22 protein-coding genes are annotated in these 21,518 nt (G+C 52.6%); 7 read left to right on the forward strand and 15 right to left on the reverse strand.

Annotation, left to right across the window (positions count from 1 at the left end):
- Nucleotides 1-200: 200 nt before the first annotated feature.
- The gene (locus tag D3P08_RS23875; protein WP_119602641.1) at nt 201-1,244 is read left to right on the forward strand and encodes a LacI family DNA-binding transcriptional regulator; all 1,044 of its coding nucleotides are present in this window, start codon (nt 201-203) and stop codon (nt 1,242-1,244) included.
- Between the two features lie 33 nt (nt 1,245-1,277).
- On the opposite strand, the gene D3P08_RS23880 is transcribed toward D3P08_RS23875, so the two are convergent.
- The 3 genes from D3P08_RS23880 to D3P08_RS23890 form a co-directional block, all read right to left on the reverse strand.
- Nucleotides 1,278-1,874, reverse strand: coding sequence for a hypothetical protein (locus D3P08_RS23880; RefSeq protein ID WP_119602642.1), 597 nt, complete (start codon nt 1,872-1,874; stop codon nt 1,278-1,280).
- A 70-nt stretch (nt 1,875-1,944) separates the two neighbouring features.
- Nucleotides 1,945-2,466, reverse strand: a complete 522-nt coding sequence (locus D3P08_RS23885; RefSeq protein ID WP_119602643.1) for a DinB family protein — start codon at nt 2,464-2,466, stop codon at nt 1,945-1,947.
- Between the two features lie 68 nt (nt 2,467-2,534).
- Nucleotides 2,535-3,017 (reverse strand): DinB family protein, encoded by a 483-nt coding sequence (locus D3P08_RS23890; RefSeq protein ID WP_119602644.1) that lies wholly within the window; start codon nt 3,015-3,017, stop codon nt 2,535-2,537.
- 141 nt (nt 3,018-3,158) lie between these two features.
- On the opposite strand from D3P08_RS23890, the gene D3P08_RS23895 reads away from it, so the two are divergent.
- Nucleotides 3,159-3,716: a CGNR zinc finger domain-containing protein gene (locus tag D3P08_RS23895; RefSeq protein ID WP_119602645.1), complete on the forward strand. Its 558-nt coding sequence runs from the start codon at nt 3,159-3,161 to the stop codon at nt 3,714-3,716.
- A gap of 89 nt (nt 3,717-3,805) precedes the next feature.
- Here D3P08_RS23895 and D3P08_RS23900 read toward each other — a convergent pair whose 3' ends face one another.
- A complete protein-coding gene (locus tag D3P08_RS23900) occupies nt 3,806-6,631 on the reverse strand; it encodes a glycosyl hydrolase (protein WP_119602646.1) in 2,826 nt (941 codons plus the stop codon).
- Between the two features lie 296 nt (nt 6,632-6,927).
- Between D3P08_RS23900 and D3P08_RS23905 the strand changes: the two genes are divergently transcribed.
- From D3P08_RS23905 to D3P08_RS23920, 4 genes are all read left to right on the forward strand, one after another.
- On the forward strand, nt 6,928-7,686 hold the full coding sequence (locus tag D3P08_RS23905; protein WP_119602647.1) for an NAD-dependent protein deacylase: 759 nt from the start codon (nt 6,928-6,930) through the stop codon (nt 7,684-7,686).
- The gene (gene corA, locus D3P08_RS23910) at nt 7,683-8,633 is read left to right on the forward strand and encodes a magnesium/cobalt transporter CorA (protein WP_119602648.1); all 951 of its coding nucleotides are present in this window, start codon (nt 7,683-7,685) and stop codon (nt 8,631-8,633) included. Before D3P08_RS23905 ends, corA begins: the two co-directional genes overlap by 4 nt.
- A 257-nt stretch (nt 8,634-8,890) precedes the next feature.
- Nucleotides 8,891-9,796 (forward strand): ATP-binding cassette domain-containing protein, encoded by a 906-nt coding sequence (locus tag D3P08_RS23915; RefSeq protein ID WP_119602649.1) that lies wholly within the window; start codon nt 8,891-8,893, stop codon nt 9,794-9,796.
- Nucleotides 9,793-10,581, forward strand: coding sequence for an ABC transporter permease (locus tag D3P08_RS23920; protein ID WP_119602650.1), 789 nt, complete (start codon nt 9,793-9,795; stop codon nt 10,579-10,581). Before D3P08_RS23915 ends, D3P08_RS23920 begins: the two co-directional genes overlap by 4 nt.
- Nucleotides 10,582-10,600: 19 nt before the next feature.
- On the opposite strand, the gene D3P08_RS23925 is transcribed toward D3P08_RS23920, so the two are convergent.
- From D3P08_RS23925 to D3P08_RS23965, 9 genes are all read right to left on the reverse strand, one after another.
- Nucleotides 10,601-11,404 (reverse strand): TetR/AcrR family transcriptional regulator, encoded by an 804-nt coding sequence (locus D3P08_RS23925; RefSeq protein WP_119602651.1) that lies wholly within the window; start codon nt 11,402-11,404, stop codon nt 10,601-10,603.
- A gap of 142 nt (nt 11,405-11,546) precedes the next feature.
- On the reverse strand, nt 11,547-12,548 hold the full coding sequence (locus D3P08_RS23930) for a cell wall hydrolase (protein ID WP_119602652.1): 1,002 nt from the start codon (nt 12,546-12,548) through the stop codon (nt 11,547-11,549).
- Nucleotides 12,549-12,881: 333 nt separating this feature from the next.
- Complete coding sequence (locus tag D3P08_RS23935) at nt 12,882-14,312, reverse strand: MFS transporter (protein WP_119602653.1); 1,431 nt, start codon at nt 14,310-14,312, stop codon at nt 12,882-12,884.
- Between the two features lie 96 nt (nt 14,313-14,408).
- Complete coding sequence (locus tag D3P08_RS23940; protein WP_119602654.1) at nt 14,409-14,996, reverse strand: TetR/AcrR family transcriptional regulator; 588 nt, start codon at nt 14,994-14,996, stop codon at nt 14,409-14,411.
- Between the two features lie 267 nt (nt 14,997-15,263).
- A complete protein-coding gene (locus tag D3P08_RS23945; protein WP_119602655.1) occupies nt 15,264-16,058 on the reverse strand; it encodes an SDR family NAD(P)-dependent oxidoreductase in 795 nt (264 codons plus the stop codon).
- A gap of 134 nt (nt 16,059-16,192) precedes the next feature.
- Nucleotides 16,193-17,209, reverse strand: a complete 1,017-nt coding sequence (locus D3P08_RS23950; RefSeq protein WP_119602656.1) for an AraC family transcriptional regulator — start codon at nt 17,207-17,209, stop codon at nt 16,193-16,195.
- A gap of 109 nt (nt 17,210-17,318) precedes the next feature.
- On the reverse strand, nt 17,319-17,912 hold the full coding sequence (locus tag D3P08_RS23955) for a YdeI/OmpD-associated family protein (protein WP_119602657.1): 594 nt from the start codon (nt 17,910-17,912) through the stop codon (nt 17,319-17,321).
- Nucleotides 17,913-18,012: 100 nt separating this feature from the next.
- Entirely contained in the window at nt 18,013-18,429 is a 417-nt protein-coding gene (locus D3P08_RS23960) for an SRPBCC family protein (protein ID WP_119602658.1), read from the reverse strand.
- Nucleotides 18,426-18,755, reverse strand: a complete 330-nt coding sequence (locus tag D3P08_RS23965) for an ArsR/SmtB family transcription factor (protein ID WP_119602659.1) — start codon at nt 18,753-18,755, stop codon at nt 18,426-18,428. Before D3P08_RS23965 ends, D3P08_RS23960 begins: the two co-directional genes overlap by 4 nt.
- Nucleotides 18,756-18,922: 167 nt before the next feature.
- Here D3P08_RS23965 and D3P08_RS23970 point away from each other — a divergent pair, with 167 nt between their 5' ends.
- On the forward strand, nt 18,923-19,471 hold the full coding sequence (locus D3P08_RS23970) for a GNAT family N-acetyltransferase (protein ID WP_119602660.1): 549 nt from the start codon (nt 18,923-18,925) through the stop codon (nt 19,469-19,471).
- Between the two features lie 42 nt (nt 19,472-19,513).
- Here D3P08_RS23970 and D3P08_RS23975 read toward each other — a convergent pair whose 3' ends face one another.
- Nucleotides 19,514-20,368, reverse strand: coding sequence for a copper amine oxidase N-terminal domain-containing protein (locus tag D3P08_RS23975; protein WP_119602661.1), 855 nt, complete (start codon nt 20,366-20,368; stop codon nt 19,514-19,516).
- 137 nt (nt 20,369-20,505) lie between these two features.
- Nucleotides 20,506-21,495 (reverse strand): phosphotransferase, encoded by a 990-nt coding sequence (locus D3P08_RS23980; protein WP_119602662.1) that lies wholly within the window; start codon nt 21,493-21,495, stop codon nt 20,506-20,508.
- Between the last annotated feature and the right edge of the window lie 23 nt (nt 21,496-21,518).

Raw genomic sequence — 21,518 nt, forward strand, 5'->3', positions numbered from 1 at the left:
CTGTTTTCCTTAAATTTCCCACTAACTATCCTGCACAAAATGCACAATTCAAATTTTGTCATTTGTAAAGTTAGTTTTAATTTTACAAATACACTTATTTATTTTTTCATTTGTAAATGCAAAATTGATATTTTTGCCCAACTGTTGTAAGGTTAATATAATCAATTCTAGTAGGCATTCTGATAAAGGTGGTACTTCATATGGCCAAAGGAAAGGTTACGATACAGGACATTGCCAATGCTTTGGGCATATCCCGAAATACGGCGTCAAAGGCACTGAACGGCGCTGAAAGCATTCCTGCGGAAACAAGAAACAAAGTCATTCAGAAAGCGATCGAGCTTAAATACAAGCAGTTCGCCTACGTCGATACGGACAGCTTAATGGCGAAGGCTCCAGGCAATATCGCCCTTCTCACCTGCAATTTGCCGGGCGTCTCTCATTTCGGCTCGCTGCTGCTGAACGGTCTGGAAAGCAAAATCAGCTCGGAGGGCTATAACTTGTCCATCCATATGGTTCGTGAATATGAGGTTGACGCGATGGTCCTCCCCAAAAATTTCGAAGCCTCCAAGGTGGATGGCATTATCTGCATCGAAATGTTCCATAAGGGGTATACCGAGCTGGTGTGCAGCTTGGGCATACCGACAATCTTCATCGATTCGACGTCGGAGGTTTTTTATACCGATCTTCGGGCAGATCTTATATTGATGGAGAACAAACACAGCACCTACAAAATGACAAGCAGGCTGATTGAGAACGGACATACGAGGCTGGGCTTTGTCGGGGATTATAATCACTGTAAAAGCTTTAACGAGAGATGGGCGGGGTTTAATCGGGCGCTCGCCGACGCCAAGCTGGAGCTTGATCCATCCGTCTGCGTCGTCGACGAGGACCGGTTGTTCTTCTCCGAGCCGGATTGGATGGATAAGCAATTGAATAAAATGGGCGAGCTGCCCACCGCTTTTGTATGCGCCAACGATTTTATTGCAATCAGCCTGATGAAGGCGCTCAAAAATCGAAATGTGCGCATTCCGGAGGACGTGGCGGTATGCGGGTTCGATGATTCTCCAGAATCGCGAATCGTGGATCCTCATTTGACGACGTCGCATATTCCAAACAATCAGATGGGCTATATTGCGGCGGATATACTCCTTGCGCGCGTGAAGGATCCCGCAAGACCGTACCAGATTACGCACGTAAAGACGGAGCCGATTTTTAGGGAATCGACAGGGAAGCTGAAGGAATAGAAGGAGGGACGGCAGAACACCGTCCCTCTTTCCTTATTTTTTTGTATAACGGATCCAGCACAATCCCGCCAAGACAAGCAGACCCGCGCCAAGCGGAGCCAACCAGGCTAATGAAGAATAGAAGCCGCGGCTGTTGTCGGCTGGGATTGCCTGGTTAATATGAAGCTCCATTTTGCTCATGTCTATCGTAGGTAGTGAAGAAATGTCTATCACAGGTACAACTATCGGGGTATCCGCAGCTGTCTTATTGCGCAAAAACTCTAGATGATCCGCAGAATCGGAAGCCTTCCTCGCTCCCGAACATAGCGGAACCTCCCATGAGCCGTCAGCGCTTTGCTTCAAAAAGAATAAATATGGCTCTTCCTTTTCGCTGGCGCCCCAGTTCAAATCTTCGACTACTTTTAACCTATCGTCGCTTATTCCTTTGAAGCCCTCTAGAACCGTTAATGTCAGGGCACGATGGTCGCCGCGCACACGAATTGCATCCACCTCAGCTAGAACGATACCGTCATAGACTTCATAAGCTTCCTCGATCAGCGGAGGCTCTGCGCACTTTAAGGCGAAAGTCTCATTTGGGAGCATCCAACTCCAGCACAACAAAACAATGATTACTGACACCGTCTTCCGCATCCTTCATCCCCCTCCACCCATCGGACGGCACATAGAGGGGAAAGGTTGCATCCAATCTGTCATGCTGCCGTTACAGCAGCGGCAAGTAACGCTCGCGAATGATCGTGACATGATGCTTCGCATGGCCGAGAATAAAGTATGCCAAGGCAGAGGCGGACGTTGCGCTTTCTCTCACGATGCCCGTATTCGCGTATTCCTCCGGCGTCAAGCTTTGCAGCAAAGACAACGCGGCGGACCTTACCGTATGGAACTCATGAAGCAACGATTCCAGCGTCCTGCGGTCAAAGCTTGTGCCGTTCACAAATTGGTCGGGATGTCCAGGAAGAGGCGTTTTGTCGCCTCGCGCGGCAATAAGCAGCCGATAACTCATTACGCGCTCGGTATCCATAATATGACCGAGCACTTCCTTCAAGCTCCACTTGCCCTCACCGTAACGAAGCAAGCTCTGTTCCTCGCTGAACGTTCGATACAGACCCGCAATCTCTCGTTCCTGCTCCTGAAGCATTTGCGCGATATCCCCTTCCGGCACAAGAACGAGGTAGCGGTCAAAAGGCGGCGGATATAAGCCCTCAATCGGTTTTGATATGTGCATGCGCGACACTCCTTAACGGCTAAGATAGGAAGAGTATATCATGAATAAACGGAGCGCAGAGTCCTGCGCTAACCGCGCCATTTGCCGAGCTGTCTGCGGATAAGCACAACTTGGCCGCTGTGGTACGCGTCATGCAGCATCCAAGTCGCGAGCTCTTCGCCGACCGTCCAATTGCCGTAAGGCTTCTCCAAATCCTCGTCGCTATAGCTTGCGATAACATCGCGAAGCTTCGCTGCGAGCTCCTGCGTCCTGCGAACGGTGTCCTTCCACTGTTCCTCGTCCGCCCTGCCTCCCGCCCCTTCAAATGTAGCGTTATTTGTAGGCAGCGTAATGCCTAGCGGCTCCCCGGTCAGCCGTTTCAGCAGACGCTCATTGTAATAGTTGATATGCAGCACCGTCTGCCAGATCGAATTGCCGCCGCCCTCCGGCTCCCATGCGGCAGTCTCCGCCGTTACGCCTTCCAATGCGACGGCAAGCGGAACGATCCATTCTTCTGTGCTCCATGCATGTTCTCTTTGCAAAAGCAGCAGCTGTACCCGATTCAAGCTCATCCTTTCATCTCCTCGCCGAATAAAATGTAACTAGCTAATTAGAGTTTTAAGCGTTACAATGAAAAGGTAGCATAAGATGCATATAATTGCAACTAGCTATTTTCGTTTAGGTAGTTACACATCTCTTGGAGGTCAACGCAAGTGAGCGAACTATGGATCGATTACGCCAACAGCCTATGGCATGACTGGAGAGGCGACGGGCATGCGATAGACAAGCTTCCGCAGCCGGAATGGCAGAGTGCGTTCCTGCAAAAGCATCGTTTAACCGCCCCTGTGCCGGCACCGGCGACAGAGCTGGAGGAGATGGCGCGCTTCCGGGACCTGCTGCGGGAATTCGCCCAGCGGCTGTATGAAGGCGGCAGCGTTACCGAGCCTATGATGGGCGCCGTCAACGAACAGCTGCAGCGAAGCGCGGTCGTCCGCCGGGCGGCCCTTCACGGCGAGGACGTGCGCTTGGAATGGCAGCCGCAGGAGAACTCCTGGAATGCCGTGCTTGCCGAAGCTGCCGCTGATTTCGTCAAATCCTTGGCGAGCGGTCTAGGCAGCCGCATCCGGCTTTGCGATAACGACAACTGCAAATGGGTCTTTCTTGACGATACCCGCAACCGGTCTAAACGGTACTGCGAGGATAAAACCTGCGGCAACCTGATGAAGGTGCGCCGTTTCCGCGAACGCAAGAAAGCCGGGGATGCCGAATAATGCACATGCGCGGCTGCGGATGGCCAATTTCGCAGACACGCAACACAACGGCAACAAGCCTGCAGCAACAGCTGCAGGCTCGTTGTTTGTTAATGCTGATAAATATAGTGCGGGGAATCGTATTGCGGCCCGGATTTCTCATAGGTGAACCAGATATCCATCGTTTGGCCCGCGCTCAAATTGTTAATCGTATGCTCCCAAACGCCATTGTTGTTGACCATCCTTACATTTTGCTGATTTTGTCCGTTAACGGTGTAATGGATGTCGACATATACAGCAGGCGTCGCCGGAGCAAATGTGATTTTCTCCGAAGAGGACGACGGTCTTGTCACGGTTGCCGTAAAGTCCGACGTCACGTATTGCTGCTGGCCGCCGCCGCTGCCCGAATCGGTCGTCACGTTATGGGCGGCGCTGTGCCCCGATACGTTGCCCGCGGCGTCCTTCGCTCTAACGGTGTAGGAGTAAGGCGTTCCCGGCGATAAGCCGACATTGGTATACGTCGTCGATGTCGTGGTGTCGATGAGAATGCCGTACCGATAAATCTCATATCCGGCCACCCCCACGTTGTCCGTTGAAGCGTTCCAGGAGAGCGTTACGCTGCTGCTCGTCTTCGTGGAGGTTAGACCGGTCGGCACGGACGGCGCTTGCGTATCTCCGCCGCCCCCTCCGCCGCCGTTGCCCGTGTTGAAGCTGTTCGCCGGAACATTGACGACCGTCCCGTCGGAGAACGTAACCGTGATTGGCGAATTCGACATGTTGTAGGCGACATACGTCTTCACTCCGTTTTTGTTAAAGACCGCATACAGCGGCGTATTCGCCGTCACGGTCGGATCGGCGTTGCCCACCGCGTCGAGGTTGTAAATCCAATGGTACGCGTTCGCTTTGGAGTTGCCGGCCTCGGCGCCGAGCGCCGCCCCGCGCGCCGACCAGAAGCTTTTCGCCTCCGCAGGGTTCGAGATCGCGCGGTACATATAGATCAGATCCTCCCATGCGTCGAAATTTGTCCCGCCGTTCTCGCTCACCAGCGCGGTATAGTTCTCGTTCGTATACGCCGGGTGATGGGTGAGATAGAGCGACGCGGCTGAGAACGGCAGCCAGTTGATGCCGTGCACCTCCTCCGGATTGCCGGTCCACCAGGTGCCGTCTCCGACGGTTTTGCCGCCCCATACCATGCTTGCGGTCGATCGCGTGAAGCCTGCCGGGAAGTTCGTGCCCGAGACGTCGAACCAATATTCGTTGATTGCGTTCATCTCGTTCGTATACAATGCGATGCCCGTATCCCGCACCGCCGTATTGCCTGTGGCTTGGCCCCACAGCACCATCGCCGCCCACGCGTTCATGCCTTCGGACGAGGACTCGTTATTGTTGCCGTCGCCGAACCTTGCGTGGCCGGAAGCCCAAGAGTGGCCCGCATACGGATCAAAATTGCGCAAGAAAGGGAACATGCTGTCGCTGCGGTTCGTATTCGCGATATCGCGGATGAGCAGATTGACCATCGGTCCCCAGCTTTGCGCCCAGGCCTTGTCGACCCTTGCCACTTCGGCCGCCGCTTTAATGAAATAGCCGTAGTGGAAGTGGTGGTCGTTTAATTCCCCGCTTGAGCCGTAGCTGTCCGGATAGCCGATCAGCGTCCCCCAATTGCTGTTGTAGTAGAACACATTTTGACTTTTCAGGTTGCCCGAAGCGTCGCTTGCCTTGAACCAGCTTTGCAGGATTGTCTTGATTTCGTTGCGGAATTTGTTCGCTGCGGCCGTATCGCCGACTTGGTCCGCGATCGGCGCCAGCGTCGCCAGCTTGCCAAGCCGCTTCCCTACCCAATAGGTGTCGCCGCTGCCCGAGAAGGTTTCGGCTTCCGCCTCGTTGACGTATTGCTGCAGCGTCGCTTTGTTGTAAGAGCCTTTGTCCGGCAATGTCGGAAGCACGCCGGTGAACTTCATTTTGGTCTGGAAGGATGTGCCCTCCGCCGTCTTCATCGTGCCGCGCACAGAGTTGTAGGTGTAGGACAAAAGGGATTTCGTAGAGTTCTTCCATTGATGCGGATATAAGGCGAAGATCGTGCCCTGCTGCGAGCCTTGCTTCGCCTCAGTCGTGTAGGTGAAGGTTGACGTCACTTCGCTGGTCGCCGCGTTGTAGGAATAGCTGACCTGCGTATTCGTCACATGGGAGTAGGCGTATTGCGCGAATTTGTTCAGCGTTTGCTGGGAGTTATCCGGCAGGACGGCGATGGAGAAGTAGGAGCTGCCGTTATTCGTCAGCGTGCCTGTGCCGATACCGCTCCAGGTGCTGCCTGTCGCCCCGAACAAGCCGTAATGCGCGCCCGCCATCGTAATGCCGAGCACCGGCGAGGAGCTGCTGCCCGACCAAATGGTCGGAGGTGTATAGAATGAGAGCTTGGGACTCCCTCCGGAATACGTAAAATAGACATAGGGCGAGCCATGACCGTAAGTAACGTTCATCGCGTTCGCGCCGTTCTGGTAACGAGCCTTCACGAACCAGTCGCTGAAGCCGTCAACCTTGGCGTCCGGGAAGGATGACGTTCCCGTATGGCCGACCGTGAAATCATGAATGTCGTTAATCCACCCGCAAATACAGGAAGAATTCGACGAAATACGATTGCCCGGGTAATAAATCCGAATACCGTTCGACTGATTTTTAAGGGCTAGCGGGTGCGGATACTGCGCCTCGGAATAGGTATCCCAGGCCAAGCTGCTCCACCAGTCGTTCGTCGGCATAGCCCCTGTTACGTTGCTTGTTTTGAATATCGCGCTTTGAGTATTTGTCGCTCCGGGCGGGAGAACCGTCGAATAGGAACCCGAGCCTTGCGCGACCTCACCGTTAAACGCGCTGGCTTGAAGCGGCAGCAGCGACACGGTCATGGCGATCAGCAGCACATAGACAAACCATTTTTTATTCATGTTTCCTCCTTAAACCTCATGAGTGATAGCGCTTTCACTACTTGGCTTAACGACGTTTCGCTTATCCTCCTTTCGTTTGGTTTCCTTCTGCAGTATGCGGGGACGGTTCATTTAACCGCATCCTTATTGTACTAACTGCGGGTTAGCCGCTAAATAGCCAAACATTTGCGATTGATGCCTTTCCTTTGGTTATGATGAGTAGTAAGGCGTCGCAGCCAGGATCTGGTATCCCCCAAACCCGTCATTCGGTATAATGAACAATAAGAAGCATGCTAAGCGAGTTGAGGTGAGTCTTCATGAACCAAAAAGAAAAGCTGGCGCAATTAGCGCAAGCCTTCGATACAGCCAAACGCATTGCCGTGCTGACAGGAGCAGGCATCAGTACGGCAAGCGGCATACCGGACTTCCGTTCCAGAGGCGGATTATATGAAGGCCGGTTGCGTGTAGAGGCAATCTTGTCCGAGACCTATTTCCATCACAAGCCAAAGTCGTTTTGGACATATTTCAAGGAGATTTTCGGATTTCATGCATTGCAGCAATACGAGCCGAACGGCGGGCACCTCTTCTTAAGGGAGCTTGAGCTGGAGGGCAAAGACGTAACGATCGTTACGCAAAACGTCGACGGGCTGCACCGTAAAGCAGGCAGCACCCGTGTGCTGGAGGCGCACGGCACGCTGAACTCGGCCCATTGCCCGAAATGCGGCGCCGTTTACGGACTGGAGCATCTGCTTGGCGAGGAGGTGCCGCGATGCGAACGGGACCATTTTATACTGAAGCCGGATGTCGTCCTGTTCGAGGGGCGCGTGCGGTTTATCGAGGAGGCTTTCGCCGCAAGCGATGAAGCCGATCTTTTCCTGGCGCTCGGCAGCTCGCTGAAGGTTTATCCCGTTAACGAATTGCCTCGCTATGCGCGGCGCTCCCGCAATGCCGATCTGGCCATTATTAACCGCGAGGCGACTGAAATGGACAGCCTCTTCGACATTGTCATTCACGGCGACATTGTCCATACGTTCGATCAAATAAGAGCGTGGAGACGAGGAGACAAGCCGCAATGATCCGTACGCTTGCTTACACCCATGATGATCAGCTTCTAACCGACGTTCCGCTGAATGACCTGTGCGAATCGCATATCAAATGGTACTGGGTCGATTTCAACAAGCCGACCGAAGAGGAAGCCGTCTTACTAGACACGCACTTCCATTTCCATCCGCTGGCGGTGGAGGATTGCTTCCATCTGCTCCAGCGGCCGAAGCTGGATCATTACGAGAACGAGCACTTTTTTGTTATGCACGCCCTCCATCCCAATACTTTCGCCGCCGAAGAGATTGACCTCTTCTTGGGAGACCGCTACATCGTCACCTTCCATCACAATTACTCGAGAGAAATCGAGGACGCGTGGGGCAAGCTGGTGAATCAGATCAAAGACGCCCGGAAAGGGCCTATCTACGCAGCTTATTTGGTAATGGACAAATTGGTGGACCAATATTTTCCTTGCGTCTATGAGATTGAGGAGGAATTGAACGACATCGAAAACAACGTCAGCGCGGATTCGATCCAGACCCTTATGGACAACGTTTTCGACATCCGCTCGAAGCTGCTGAAGCTGAGACGCACCGTCGTGCCGATGCGCGATCTCCTGTACCGCATCATTAACTCGGACCGGATTCACGATATGGAGGAGCTGCGGGTTTATTTTATCGATGTTCACGACCATCTGCTGAAGCTGTCCGAGATGATCGAATCGAACCGCGAGATGACGTCCGATTTGCGCGACAGCTACCTGTCCATCAACTCGAACCGGATGAATACGATTATGAAAACATTAACCGTCATGACGGCCGTTTTTATCCCGATGACGTTTATTGCAAGCATCTACGGCATGAACTTCGTGCATATACCGGAGCTGGAGCTGAAATGGGGCTATTTCGCGGCACTCGGACTGATGTTCACAATCGGAGGCGGGCTGCTGTTGTGGTTTAATCATAAGGGATGGTTTAAGTGACTGACTTTAGGAGGGCGGCCCGTTTAGGCGGATCGCCCTCTTTCTATTCACGTAACAGCTGAAGCATCTAGGACGATCCGGTTATTCATTGTTCGCCTCGCTTTTACGCTCTTCCATTCACTCTTCGGAATGGCAGACTCACTCATAAAACTAATGCTGCTGCACGATCAAAAGATCAGCCCCGAGACTGAGTTTTATAAACTGATTACGTCATATACTGTTTATACAATCCACAGTTTATGAAAGGGTGATCATTCATGTGCGCATATGCCATTGAAGTCGCGGGACTTCGTAAAAGCTTTGGCCAAAACGCCGTACTGAAAGGACTTGATTTAACCGTTCCGCACGGAACCATCTTCGCCCTGCTCGGTCCGAACGGAGCAGGCAAAACGACGCTTATTCATATCCTGTCGACGCTGACGGCTCCAGACGAGGGTTCGGCCAGGATCGCCGGCTACGACGTCGTCCGCCAGAAAAAAGAGGTGAAGCAATCGATCAGCCTCACCGGCCAATTCGCCGCGGTCGACGAGGTGCTCACCAGCGAAGAAAATTTGCGCATGATGTGCAGGCTGTCCGGGCTGAGCTCCGCGGAATCGCGGGAGCGGACAAAGGAATTATTGAGGCAGTTCGATTTGGAGAGCGTCTCGAACAAACGGGCAAAAACGTATTCGGGCGGCATGCGAAGAAGATTGGATCTCGCGGTCAGCCTCATCGTCAGCAGGCCGGTTCTCTTCCTCGACGAGCCGACGACCGGACTCGATACGGTCAGCCGGAGAGCGCTATGGGACATTATTCTCCGCTTGAAGGAGCAAGGCATGACGATCTTTCTGACGACGCAATATTTGGAGGAAGCGGATGAGCTCGCCGATACGATCGCTGTTATTAACGGCGGCCGGATCGTCGCCTCCGGCACCGCGGAGGAGCTGAAATCGCGGGTTGGCGGCGATGTCATCGAGTTTTGGAACAACCGCGATGAGCTCCTTGCCTCGATCCCGACTAGCGGGGGGATGGCGGATGTTCGGCAAACGCTGAACGACATGATGCTTTCCTTGCCGGCCGATACGCGTATCCATATTCGAAAACCAAGCATGGACGATGTTTTCGTTGCCTTAACGACATCAGCCGCGGATACTTCCGCGAAAAAGGAGGCTGTCTTATCATGAGACCATTAGAAACGGTACAACGAAACGCTTCCCTATTTACGACCAACGCCGTATTTATCGGGCGCAGCCTGCGTCACAGCCTTCGAAATGTCGAAGCGCTCTTAATGGCCATTATGCTCCCTATCATGCTTATGCTGCTGTTCACGTATATTTTCGGCGGTGCGCTGGATCCCACCGGCAATTACGTCAACTATGTCGTACCCGGCATCATTCTGCTGTGCGCAGGCTTCGGCTCCTCCAGTACGGCGGTTGACGTGGCGACGGATATGACGAACGGCATTATCGACCGGTTCCGGACGATGCCGATCCGGGCCGCCAGCGTCATTACCGGGCATGTGGCAGCCAGCGTTGTCCGCAACGTTCTGGCGACCTGCATCGTTATCCTGGTCGCTCTTCTCGTCGGCTTCGAGCCTTCCGCCAATGTGCTCGAGTGGCTTGCAGCCTTCGGCCTGATCGTGCTGTTCATCCTGACGTTCACTTGGCTGTTCGCCGCGATCGGACTCGTGACGGGCAGCCCGTCCGCCGCCAGCGGATACGGCTTCGCGCTGCTGTTTCTCCCGTACCTGTCGAGCGCTTTCGTGCCGACCCACACGATGCCTTCTTGGATCCAGGGAGTTGCCAATCATCAGCCGATTACGCCGGTTATCGAAACGCTGCGCGCCCTTCTCGCAGGAGCGCCAGTCGGCGACAACGGCTGGATCGCCCTTCTCTGGTGCGCGGGCCTGCTGCTGCTGGCTCTCGTCTGGAGCGCTGCCGCCTTCCGCAAGAAGTCGGGACGCCGCTAATAAAAACAGCGATTCGACATTATATCGAATCGCTGTTTTTATTTTGCGCCGCCCGCTTCGCTTCCACATATTGCTCAATGCCGTCCAGCACTCTGTCCAAGCCGAATTCCAGGTCGTTCTCGATCGGATTCTCCGTTTCCCCCGTGTACGCGCCGGACATAAGAACCGGGTATAAATGCGGGTAACTTTCCGGCTTGATCAGTTCTTTAAGGGCAGCCGTATATTGAAGTCCGCCGAATTCATCCGCGCTTCCGCCGGACGCGATCAGCCGATTCATATCCCGCTCGATCATGCCGCATGCCCTGCCGTAGCTGCTGATCAGGAGCAAAAAGGACATTTTCTCAAAATCATTTACCGGAAAATCCTTCATAATTCTTAGCATCCAATCCAGCAGCCGCAGCGTGTTCGGCGTTAGCGGAATGCTGTCAATGGTGATGTCGGCGTACCAGGGATGCTCGCGGAATATGCGCACCGTTTCCCGCACATATTCGCGCATCTCATCGCGCCAGCCCACATCGCTTCTCTCCGGCGGTATAGGGATGTCGCAAATCGCGTCCTGCATTAGCTTGATCAAGTCGTCCTTGCTTGTCACGTAGCGGTACAACGACATCGGAGTGAACCCTAGCGACTGGGCGACACGGCTCATCGATACGGCAGATAGTCCGTCCTTATCGGCAATGGCAATAGCCGCCTCGACAATTTGAGGGATACTCAGCTCCCCCTTCGGTCCTCTGCGCGGCTTTTTCACAATGCCCCAGCTTAGCTTCACTCCGCCCGGCAGAGCTTCCAGCGCTTCTTCACGGCTTTTATGGCTGTCCGGCATATTCGGTATCCTCCAAAATTGTTTACGGTGTATACAGTATAGCACACCGCAAGTTTTTGTTAAAATGCAAGGCGAACGCCGGCAAATAAAAGAGCCGCGCGATTCGAGGCGTTGACCGCCCCTTCGCTCGGCTCCTTATGGCCTATTTGGCAAAGCTGTGATGACCAATCGTGACAATAACGTCCAAGCTGTCCCAGAAGGATCCGGTCGATACCTTTGGGTTAAAGAAATAGACGGCTTTCCCTACATTGTTTTTGCCGTTTAACGCATCCTTCGCGGCTCGAAGAACGCTTGCGTTCGGCTTCGCTTTGTCCAGCATGCCGTTATGCGCCGGCGGGAATTGCTTGCCCGAATAAATGACGCCTTTAATGGAGCTCGGAAAGCGCGGGTCCTTCACCCGATTTAGAATGACATTAGCAACGCCGAGCTGTCCCTCATACGATTCATTGCCCGCTTCAACCTGTGTAATCTTGGCCAGCAGCTCCAAATCTTCTTCCGTAAAAGGCTTAGCTTTATGATCCAGAACAGATGGAATGACAACACGAAGCTTCGTGCCCGCCTTGATCGTGTCTTTGCTATCCAACCCGTTCCGAGCCAACAGTTCGGTCTTGCTAATGCCCGTCGTCTTGCTAATCTCGTCGATACCTGCCTCTGCCGTCACGACAGCAGGCTCCACGGTCGTAAGCTCCGCCGTATTCTCCGCGTCATTCCACTTTACAGATGCGTGCAGCAGCTCAGCGGTGTCGCGCAGCGGAATATACATCCGCCCTTCCGCGATGAACGGTATCTCGCCCAGGATGTACCGTCCCTCGTTAAAATAAACGACCGGCACCTCGTTGCCGAATACAATGACGTCGCCATATGTAGTATGTATCGTTGCTTCTTCCGTCTTGTTATCCCATTTCACCTTGGCGCCGAACAATTCAGCAACCTTTGCTACGGGCAAAAACAATCTTCCGTCCAGCTTGCGCACTGGATCGCTAATCTGAATAACTTCCCCGTCAAGCTTAATCGTGACGTCATCCGCGACCGCCGCCTTTCCATCCTGCGCGGCCATAGCCGATAACGGCCCAATCGTGAGCAGGAGCATCGCGCAAATTGCGATCAACACATGCCTGCAAGTTCGCTTGCTTCCTCTAATCATGACTACCTCCCCGTGTTATTAAAAGTACCGGTTTATCGTCACTTTCGTCATCCGAGCTTTCTGGCAAAATTATAACACGGTCCAAAAGCAAGAAAGATTAACCTTTTCACAGAATTAGGTCTCAGGGGGCTGTCCAAACGCCGAAATCCCGCATGGGTTCTGGGCTCTCGGAATTTTTAAAGCGCTTACTGGTAATTTGGACCAGTCTATTCGCCCCATCCAATAATTGGCCCATGAGGCTCGGGCTCTCTTTCGGGATGCAATAGCTTTAGCCAGCAGCAGCAGCCGGTCGAAATGACCGGCTGCATCCGTTACCGGTGCGGAAGGATAAAGTTAATGGGAAGCCGTCGCTTTTATATCCTGTTTAGCCGACGGATTTGACTTTTTGAGCGCAGTAAAGGCTACTGCAATTCCGATTACCGTAACAACCGCCGAGATTAGAAAGGCGATATGAATTGCGGCATTAAGGTCGGCCGGCTTCATCGTTTCCAAGGTTGCGCTCGAGCCAAGACCAGTCGTGATCACCGCCATAATAACCGCCAGACCGACCGCGCTTCCTATTTGCTGGCCGGTCGAAACAACCGCAGAGGCAATCCCCTGCTGCTCGCGCTCGACTCCAGTGCTGCCGGCAATAAACATGGTCGTAAATACAAGCGCCTGCCCGAGGCCGATGATAACTGTGCCGGGAATCATTCCCCAGACCGATCCCGTTTCAGATAGTCTGCTGAGCAGCAGGAAGCCGATCATTCCAAGCCCCATGCCCGAAGCGATTGTGCCGGCCGTCCCGACAGCGGCAAGCATTTTGTTGATCAGTTTAGCACCCAAAAAAGCGCTGATTGTCAGCGGCAAGAAGCTAAGGCCCGATTGAATGGCCGTATAATGCAGAACGCCTTGCGTATAGAGCGTTAGAAAGTAATACAAGGAGCCGAACGAAGCCGAGAATAGGAAAGCCGTTAATGCAGCGCCTGTTAAATTGCGGTTGCGAAATATACGAAACGGCAGCAGCGGCTCCTTGACTCGTTTCTCAATGCGTACGAAAGCTAGTAAGAGGACCGCGCCAACTAGCAGATAAGGGAGCGTAGAAACGCTCAGCCAGCCGTCTACCGGGGACTGGATCAGATAATACACGACAAGCAGGAGGCCCGCGGTAACCGATACCGTACCGGCAGCGTCATACCTTCTCGTCTCCGAAGCTATTTTACTTTCGGCAAGAACGACCGGCGCTAAAACAACAACCAGCAGCGCAATCGGAACGTTGACGTAGAAAGTAGCTTCCCATCCGACATAGCTGGTAAGCATCCCTCCAAGCAGCAAGCCCAGCGACAAACCGACGCCGCCCATAGCGGCCCAAACGCCCATTGCCCGGTTACGCTCCGGCCCCTCTGCAAAATTAGACATGATCAGCGACAATGTTGCCGGAGATAACAGCGCCGCTCCAATGCCCTGCAGCCCTCTGGCCGCGATCAGCAGCAGCTGCGATTCCGCTAGGCCGCCTAGCAGCGAGCCCAGTCCGAACAACCCCATTGCGATAATGAACATCCGGCGTCTGCCCATCAGGTCGGATAGCCGTCCTCCAATGAGCAGAAACCCTCCGTAGGCCAGCGAATAGGCGCTGACCACCCATTGCAAATGATTCGCCGAAAAACCGAGGTCGCTGCCAAGCGACGGCATTGCTACAAAAATAATCGTGTAATCAAGCGCCATGACCAGCTGCGAGATCGCCAGTATAAAAAGCGCCAGTCCTTTAAATTTGCTCGTGTTCATTTGTTCATACTCCTTTCTTTTTATAGACCAATCAGTCCGAAATAGACAAAATAATGGACCGGTCTGAATTTTGCAAGAATGAAGCGTTCTTACGCTTCATTCTTTGTCCAGGACGGTCAACGTTACGGCCGTTATTTGGTCGATAACCAGCGGGTCATTTGTCAATTTCGCCGCTTGCGTAAGCGCGTATCTCGCGTGGTAAAAGTATCTTGCCAGCGCGCGCGGATCCTGATTTGTTCCGATTTCTCCCCGTTGCTGGCCGCGGACCAAAGCCTCATAAAGCGCTTGCTCCAGACGGACTTTATCTTGTTCAAAAAGCTCCGCAATCTCGGGGTCATGAGGGACTTGATCAATTGCGCTGTACAGGATGAGACATTCCTTGCGCCGCTGCTCATCCTTCAAGGTATCCGCAATGGCGGCGAATATACCGGAGATCGCTTCTTTGACGGAAGGGGTCTGTGTTAAATAAGCAACAACGGCGAAAGACTTCTCATTGATGTAATGCTTTACCGCCTTAACAAAGAGATCCCTTTTCGTACCATAGGTATCGTATAGGCTTTGCCTTGCGATGCCCAGACCTTCTAGCAAAATCTGCAGCGATGTGCCTTCATAGCCATAATGACCGAATACTTCCATCGCCTTATGCAGGACGAGTGTCGAATCGAATTCCTTGCTTCTAGCCAATGTAAAATGCCTCCTTTCACCTCCCCATACTACATTTTCCGGATCGATCAATCAAGAAAAGTCGGCTTGGGTTAGCCCGATCGTTCAAACCGGCCCATTATATTAGACTGATCGGTCTGAAATCAACAAAAAAAATAGAAGTAATGCCGCTTACCAATTCGCACCTCCTCTTTGTGAAACCATCTTATCATTTCCGGACTGATTGGTCAATAATTTATTTCGCATTAAAAACAGCCGGTCGTTATGACCGGCTGCAAGCTTTGAAAACTAGAAAATCGTCGGCACCATTCCGCCATCCATCCGGATCGGAGAGCCTTTGAACGCGGATGAATGGGGACTGCATACGAACGCCGCCAGTCTGCCGATTTCAACAGGCCTAATAAACCGCTGGATTTCCGATTGAGGCAGGTTTGCCGCCATAAATTGCTTCTCTTTCTCTGCAAACGTCATGGTCTCGCTTGGGTATAATCCCTCAATGATTTGATGGACCTTTTCGGAGAGCGTCGGCCCCGGCATGATCGTATTGACAGTAGCTCCCGTTCCTCTTGTTAACTTTGACAAGCTTTTGGACAATGACAACAGCATGGATTTGGTGATCGCATACAGGGGCATTTGTCCTGATGGCATGACGGCTTCCTCGCTGGCGATGAATAGAATGCGGCCATAATCGTTTTTCAGCATGTTAGGCAAATAAAATTTAGACAGTCCGTTTGCGGCCAGCACATTTGTGCGGATATAGGCTTCCCATCTTTCATCGCTAGTGTCCTCGTACTGCATTATTTCGTAAATGCCCATATTATTAACTAAAATATCGATGCGGGGGTATTTTTCGAATAAGGCTTCTCTTTGCTTCCTATCCACAAGATCGGCTGCGGCATTTTGAGGAGAGGTGTCCGGAAATTCCGCCTTTATTTCGTTTACGACCCGCTCCGCCTCCTCCGCATTTCGCCCGTTGATGAGCACGTTCGCCCCTTCTCTGGCGAGCTCAATCGCAATCGCTTTGCCTATGCCTTTCGTCGATCCGGTAACGAGCGCGGTTTTGTTGCTTAATCCCATATCCATTTTGCTGTTCTCCTATCCATGACTAATATCGTGTTGGTGCTTTGGATAGAAAACATCTTACCTTGTCCGAACCGCGCCGTAACTAGCGTCCTATGCCAACATTCTTGCCTTGCGCGCCAATTCATGAAATGATACTAGCTGCTTTCGCTCCTGTACGCGAGAGACCGCCAATGGGAAGGCGTGTCGCCTTCCCAAAGCCGGAAAGCGCGGTAAAATGAGTTTTGGTCCTCATAGCCAATCAAAAAAGCCACTTCTTTAATATCGAGCGATGGATCCGCCAAATACGCCTTTGCCTGCTCATGACGGGCTTGCGCCAATAGATGCTTGAAGGTCGCCCCCTCGTCAGCAAGGCGGCGCTGCAGCGTGCGGCCGCTCATTCCCAGCCCGTAAGCGACGGTCTGAATGTCGGGACGGCCTGATAGACCGTTTTTTATTATTTGTTTGACCTTCTCTATAAGGGAAAGCTTACGCTGTTGTTCATTCAGCGACTGATCCAACGCCGGAGTCAAAACTTCCAGCAGCTCCTCGTTGTACGAAACAAAAGGCAGGTCTAAGTCGCTTCGAAACAGCGTCATTCGGTTGCGTTCGGCGCCAACCCGCACCCGGCACCCGAAGTAAGCTTCAAGAGCTTGTATATTGCCCATCGAATGCGTAAATTCGACAGAGCGCGCAGCCAAAAGACGGCCAGTGCCCCTGCGCCCAAATTCCAATAGAGCCGCGAGCGTAATTCCGATCAGCACGGGCGGTCCGGGTCGATCGGAGCTCAGCCATTCCAATTCGATGGAACAGTCCTCTCCATTCTCGGCGATGCGCAGCCTTTCGGGGGGACAGAGCTGCTTGTAACGAGCCATACGATATAGAGCGTCGCGATAGTCGCGAGCGTGGTAAATCGCTAAGACGGCAGGCGGGTACTTCGCTGTCTCAAAAGCGGCGGCAAGCTTGATAATGCCTTCAGCCGTATTGCCGATGAGATCGGAATAGGCCTCCCAGATTGCAAAATAATGATCGGCGGTGACGCCAGCCGAATCGGTCATAACGGTAAGCGGCAATCGCGCTTTTCGAGCTATATCCTGAGCGGAAATCCCTAATTGTCGCAATCCCTCCCAAAAGCCCGGCGAAATCTTAATACGTTCAGCTAGATGTGATTCCATGAACGGGAGCCTCCTTTCCGCTCTATCATCCTAACACGCAGCGCTCTGGAATAGGAAATCCTAAAAAAACAAAAACTCCGCGCTAAGCCCGGAGTTTAACCGATATCAACTAATCGTCCAATCCTTTTCCGCTCAGGATATGCCCTAAATACTTCTCAATCCTCGACTCTCGGGTTTTGGACTGCTTGGGTGAGGAAAAATACAGCATGTAGCCCCTTTGCCGCCCCGGCGTCAAAGCTTCAAACGCCGTTTTCAAATCGGGAATTTCCACGAATTTATTTTCCAGCTCTTCAGGAATGGCGTATTCCTTCGTTTTTTTGTACTCCACCTGCAAGCCGGCCTTTTCAACTTCGACGGCTTCATCGATATAGTCCTTCAAAATCAGCTGCATCTCTTCGATTTGTTGAACGCCGGTGAACCGAATTTGGCGCCCCGCTTGTACATTTTCCGTCTGCTGGACAAGGATTCCGTGGGGATCTTTTAACAACGCGCCTTTGTGGAACAGCAGCGCGCAATAATCCTTAAAGCCATGAATTAATACGATGTTTTTATTGTCGAACGTGTAGCAAGGGTGCATCCATTTGAAATCCTCGGTCAGCCCGCAATCCAGCACGATTTCCCTTAACAGCCCGAACTCTTCCTTCCACTTCTTGAGCTTGTTGAAATAAGGATCGATCTTCGTATTTCTTTCGCCTTTAACCATCCAGATCCCCCTTTCTATCCGAAAAGCGAGAAGCCCGCGGCGTTCGCGGGCTCCTGCGGCTCCGGCTGACAGGCAACCGGCGCGCCTCTACCTTTACCGTTTAGGCCACAACCTTTTCAAGCTCGCCGCACCACTTGCTCCAGCCAAACTTAGCCCCGTTCAGTGCCGGCGCATTGGAAATTCCGGTTTGTTCAAGGTGAAGGTTAACCTTTCCGTCTCCCAGATCCTGCAGCGTCCAGGTAACCGTATGTTTTTCGCCGCTCGCCCAAGTATAGGATAGCCGATGCGGCTCTTCCACGATCAAGACTTCGCCTTCGATAATCCCGTTCCAATATTCATTCGGCTGCGTGCGGAATTGAAAACGGCGGCCCACGACGGGTTCAAAATCATTTTCCATCGGCTGACCGGTATGAATATTAGCCACCCACTTGGCAAGCTTGCTGGAATCCGTCAAGGCGGACCAAAGCTTCTCGATCGATGTCTTGAACTGAAAATCCATGGATAAGGTTAAACTCATTCTTCTTCCTCCTCTAATAGCCGCTGCAAACGCAGCATATTGATGCTCCAGAACCTGCTATAGAAAGCTACCCAATCTTGAACTTCTTTAAGCGGCGCAGCGTTTAGCCGAAACCGCGTTTCGCGGCCGACCTTCCGGTCCAGCACCAATCCCGCTTCTTTTAAAATCGTTAAATGCTTCGATACCGCTGTGCGGCCCATTGAAAACTGCGACGTTAATTCATGCAGCGGAAGCTCCTCCGCCTCTGCTAATAACTGAATGAGCCGGCGTCTGGTTGGATCTGCAATCGCGTCAAACACATCCCGCAACGGGTTATTCTCGCTCACAACACCCTCTCCCTCTACTGGGACACTGTCTGGTGACAATCCCATTATAAGACACCATTTGGTGTCACGTCAATCCGTTATTCCATTCCGCCGGGACAATTGAAAAAAACGGCTGAATCGATTACCTTTAATTCATCGATTTTTTGCATCATTTGGAGGAAATCATCATGAGAATCAATGACCGGCATTTTGAGGTAAAAGAACTTGCGTACACCATTCGTTCCGCCGTCGCGGACGATGCCGAGCAATTGTCTGCCGTACGGCTTCAGATCGATGGCGAAACGGAAAATATGGACCGGGATAGGGGCGAGGCGTTCATCGATCCCGCTGGATTCAAGGAAGTGATCGGAATGGACACGGAGAGGCCGAGAAATCTATTTCTGGTTGCCGAAGCAAAAGGAAGGATCGTTGGATTTTCGCGCTGTGAAGGGACGGATTTGAAGCGGTTCTCCCATAAGGCTGAATTCGGCGTATGCGTTCTGCAGGCGTATTGGGGGTACGGCATCGGAAATAACCTGCTGAAGGAATCGCTCGCTTGGGCAGACCGGAACGGCATCCGAAAAGTGACGCTAAACGTGCTGGAAACGAATGAAAAGGCGATTGCCCTCTATAAAAAACTCGGCTTTGAAATCGAGGGCGTGCTTCAAAAGGACAAGCTGCTGTCGGACGGGCTTTACTATAACACCATTATGATGGGGAGATGGCACGAAGCTTAAAAAAAGGCGAGGCCAGCTCCACCAGGCTGCCTCGCCGTTCCCTTATGCCACCGTATTGCTGATCACTTGCAGGAAACCGTAATGATCAGCCGTATCTATCATCTCACTAATGATCTCTTTCCCTTTATCGCTGAATAAATACCACTTGTTATCCGTAACGTCATGAAGCAGCACCTCCGGACGCCCCTCTAGTAGTTCCGCCGGAAAGGCTTTGATCAAGGAATAAATATCGTATTGCTTCACGCTGTTTCCATCCGCGTCCAAAAAATCATATTGTCCGGCTTTGTAATAGGAGCCAAGAACATCTATCGTGTACATCCATGAATAATCGGCGGGAGCTTCAACCGAGCCGCCCTTGTGCTCGATAAAGGCATCATAGATTGCCGCATTCAGCGCATTCCCCTCCATTTGCCGCACAACGCCGCCCATGGTCATATGATATTCATGCCTCATCGTTTCTATTTCGGTATCGCGGATAACCAACGCTCCGCAATCGACCGCCGCCACGGCATCTTTGTAATCGACCCCGCATCCAAACGTTTCTGAAAAGAATCGAAGCGGAACCATCGTCCGGCCGTTCTTAATGTATGGCGCCGCGTCCAGAAGCAGCGTTTTCCCGTTCGTTGTTACGCTGTCGCTGTCAGGTCTCAGCTTGATCTGCGTGTCCTTTTTCGTAATGATAATGCCCTGTTTCGACCATTCGACTTGGGCTCCCAGCGATTCGCTAATCATACGCAGGGGCACCATCGTGCGCTTATTCTTGATTTCGGACTCTGCGTCGGACGCGACCACGACTCCGTCAATTTTGATTTGAATAGGCTTTGCCGCCGCATGAACGGGTGAAGATGAAACGGCTAGCGCCATAACGAGCAATATGCCCATAAACAGCTGCTTCATATCGTTAGCTCCTCTCCATGATACAAACGCTATCTATTGAACGTTAAAAATATCATCAGGGTTGCTAGCCTCTTCCAAATATTTATTGGGCTGTTGGATGGGAAAAGTGTACAGGCGGGACCGTTCATGCTTTCGCCCTACTCCAACCTCGCGCTTCGGAACTCGTCTACAAAGCTTTGGAGCCACTCTTCCCCGTAATCCAGCGCACCGGAAGTGCTTGGGATAAACAAAACATCCAGACCCATCACCCATAGGCGTCGGACCCATACGAACGTATCGATCATTTCTTCATCCTGGGCAGAGAATGGCCGAACCGAACGGTAGCCGGACATTACGGCTTGCCATAGACGCTCGCGGTCCTCTTCCCTCGGCTGACGCTTGCGGATCCGCACCTGTGCCAAATCGTAAGCGCGCCAGCCTGGAGCCGCCCACTCAAAATCATAGTGAATGAAGCCATTGTCACGTTGAAACGCGTTATTGTTGCCATGCATATCGCCGTGGCAGAGCCCCCAGTCCAGCCCCTTTGCCGCAGCAGCAGCGATCCGCTCCTTGAGCGTCTCCGCGAATTGGCGAAGAAACGGCGCGGCGCAGTGTCCGGCGCCTATATATTCGATAATTTTTGCTGCAGGCTGATCGATAAGGAAGCTTGTATCAAGGGTAAATCTGTTAATGGAACGCGTCTGAACCCGGTCCATGGCCGAATGCAGCTCGGCGGCAGACTTACCGAAAACAAAGCATGACGCCTCATCATGCAGAGTATTCTCCTGCCCTTCGGCATACCGGAACAATATAGCCGCCCTATGGCCTTCCGGCGCTTCAAGCATCGTATACAGCCCCCCGTCGATTCTCGAGACCGCCTCCGACACCCCCGTTGCCCCATCGCCAAGCGCCTTGTTTAACCCCATTAACAATTCCGTCTCGTAAGCGGCATCCTCTTCCCGCAACTCTGTGCGGCACACGCGCAAAATAAATAACCCTTCCGTCGTTCGAACCCGGTACGTATCGTTTAACCCATGGAGCCAGAACACGCATTCCTTCCATTCGCCGACCCCATAAAACGGGGCCAAAAAGAGCGAGAGACCACTCGGCTCCAGCACAGACCGCAAGGCTGGCAGACGCTTGTGCATCGGCTTTACTCCCTTCATGCTTT

It is taken from the genome of Paenibacillus nanensis (assembly GCF_003583765.1).
Classification (GTDB): Bacteria; Bacillota; Bacilli; order Paenibacillales; family Paenibacillaceae; genus Pristimantibacillus; species Pristimantibacillus nanensis.

What these genes read in the sequence shown, in the direction of transcription:
- D3P08_RS23875 (WP_119602641.1), top strand. Translation starts at nt 201, where the DNA reads ATGGCCAAAGGAAAGGTTACGATACAGGACATTGCCAATGCTTTGGGC.
- D3P08_RS23880 (WP_119602642.1), bottom strand. Translation starts at nt 1,874, where the DNA reads ATGCGGAAGACGGTGTCAGTAATCATTGTTTTGTTGTGCTGGAGTTGG.
- D3P08_RS23885 (WP_119602643.1), bottom strand. Translation starts at nt 2,466, where the DNA reads ATGCACATATCAAAACCGATTGAGGGCTTATATCCGCCGCCTTTTGAC.
- D3P08_RS23890 (WP_119602644.1), bottom strand. Translation starts at nt 3,017, where the DNA reads ATGAGCTTGAATCGGGTACAGCTGCTGCTTTTGCAAAGAGAACATGCA.
- D3P08_RS23900 (WP_119602646.1), bottom strand. Translation starts at nt 6,631, where the DNA reads ATGAATAAAAAATGGTTTGTCTATGTGCTGCTGATCGCCATGACCGTG.
- D3P08_RS23905 (WP_119602647.1), top strand. Translation starts at nt 6,928, where the DNA reads ATGAACCAAAAAGAAAAGCTGGCGCAATTAGCGCAAGCCTTCGATACA.
- corA (WP_119602648.1), top strand. Translation starts at nt 7,683, where the DNA reads ATGATCCGTACGCTTGCTTACACCCATGATGATCAGCTTCTAACCGAC.
- D3P08_RS23915 (WP_119602649.1), top strand. Translation starts at nt 8,891, where the DNA reads ATGTGCGCATATGCCATTGAAGTCGCGGGACTTCGTAAAAGCTTTGGC.
- D3P08_RS23920 (WP_119602650.1), top strand. Translation starts at nt 9,793, where the DNA reads ATGAGACCATTAGAAACGGTACAACGAAACGCTTCCCTATTTACGACC.
- D3P08_RS23925 (WP_119602651.1), bottom strand. Translation starts at nt 11,404, where the DNA reads ATGCCGGACAGCCATAAAAGCCGTGAAGAAGCGCTGGAAGCTCTGCCG.
- D3P08_RS23930 (WP_119602652.1), bottom strand. Translation starts at nt 12,548, where the DNA reads ATGATTAGAGGAAGCAAGCGAACTTGCAGGCATGTGTTGATCGCAATT.
- D3P08_RS23935 (WP_119602653.1), bottom strand. Translation starts at nt 14,312, where the DNA reads ATGAACACGAGCAAATTTAAAGGACTGGCGCTTTTTATACTGGCGATC.
- D3P08_RS23945 (WP_119602655.1), bottom strand. Translation starts at nt 16,058, where the DNA reads ATGGATATGGGATTAAGCAACAAAACCGCGCTCGTTACCGGATCGACG.
- D3P08_RS23950 (WP_119602656.1), bottom strand. Translation starts at nt 17,209, where the DNA reads ATGGAATCACATCTAGCTGAACGTATTAAGATTTCGCCGGGCTTTTGG.
- D3P08_RS23955 (WP_119602657.1), bottom strand. Translation starts at nt 17,912, where the DNA reads ATGGTTAAAGGCGAAAGAAATACGAAGATCGATCCTTATTTCAACAAG.
- D3P08_RS23960 (WP_119602658.1), bottom strand. Translation starts at nt 18,429, where the DNA reads ATGAGTTTAACCTTATCCATGGATTTTCAGTTCAAGACATCGATCGAG.
- D3P08_RS23970 (WP_119602660.1), top strand. Translation starts at nt 18,923, where the DNA reads ATGAGAATCAATGACCGGCATTTTGAGGTAAAAGAACTTGCGTACACC.
- D3P08_RS23975 (WP_119602661.1), bottom strand. Translation starts at nt 20,368, where the DNA reads ATGAAGCAGCTGTTTATGGGCATATTGCTCGTTATGGCGCTAGCCGTT.
- D3P08_RS23980 (WP_119602662.1), bottom strand. Translation starts at nt 21,495, where the DNA reads ATGCACAAGCGTCTGCCAGCCTTGCGGTCTGTGCTGGAGCCGAGTGGT.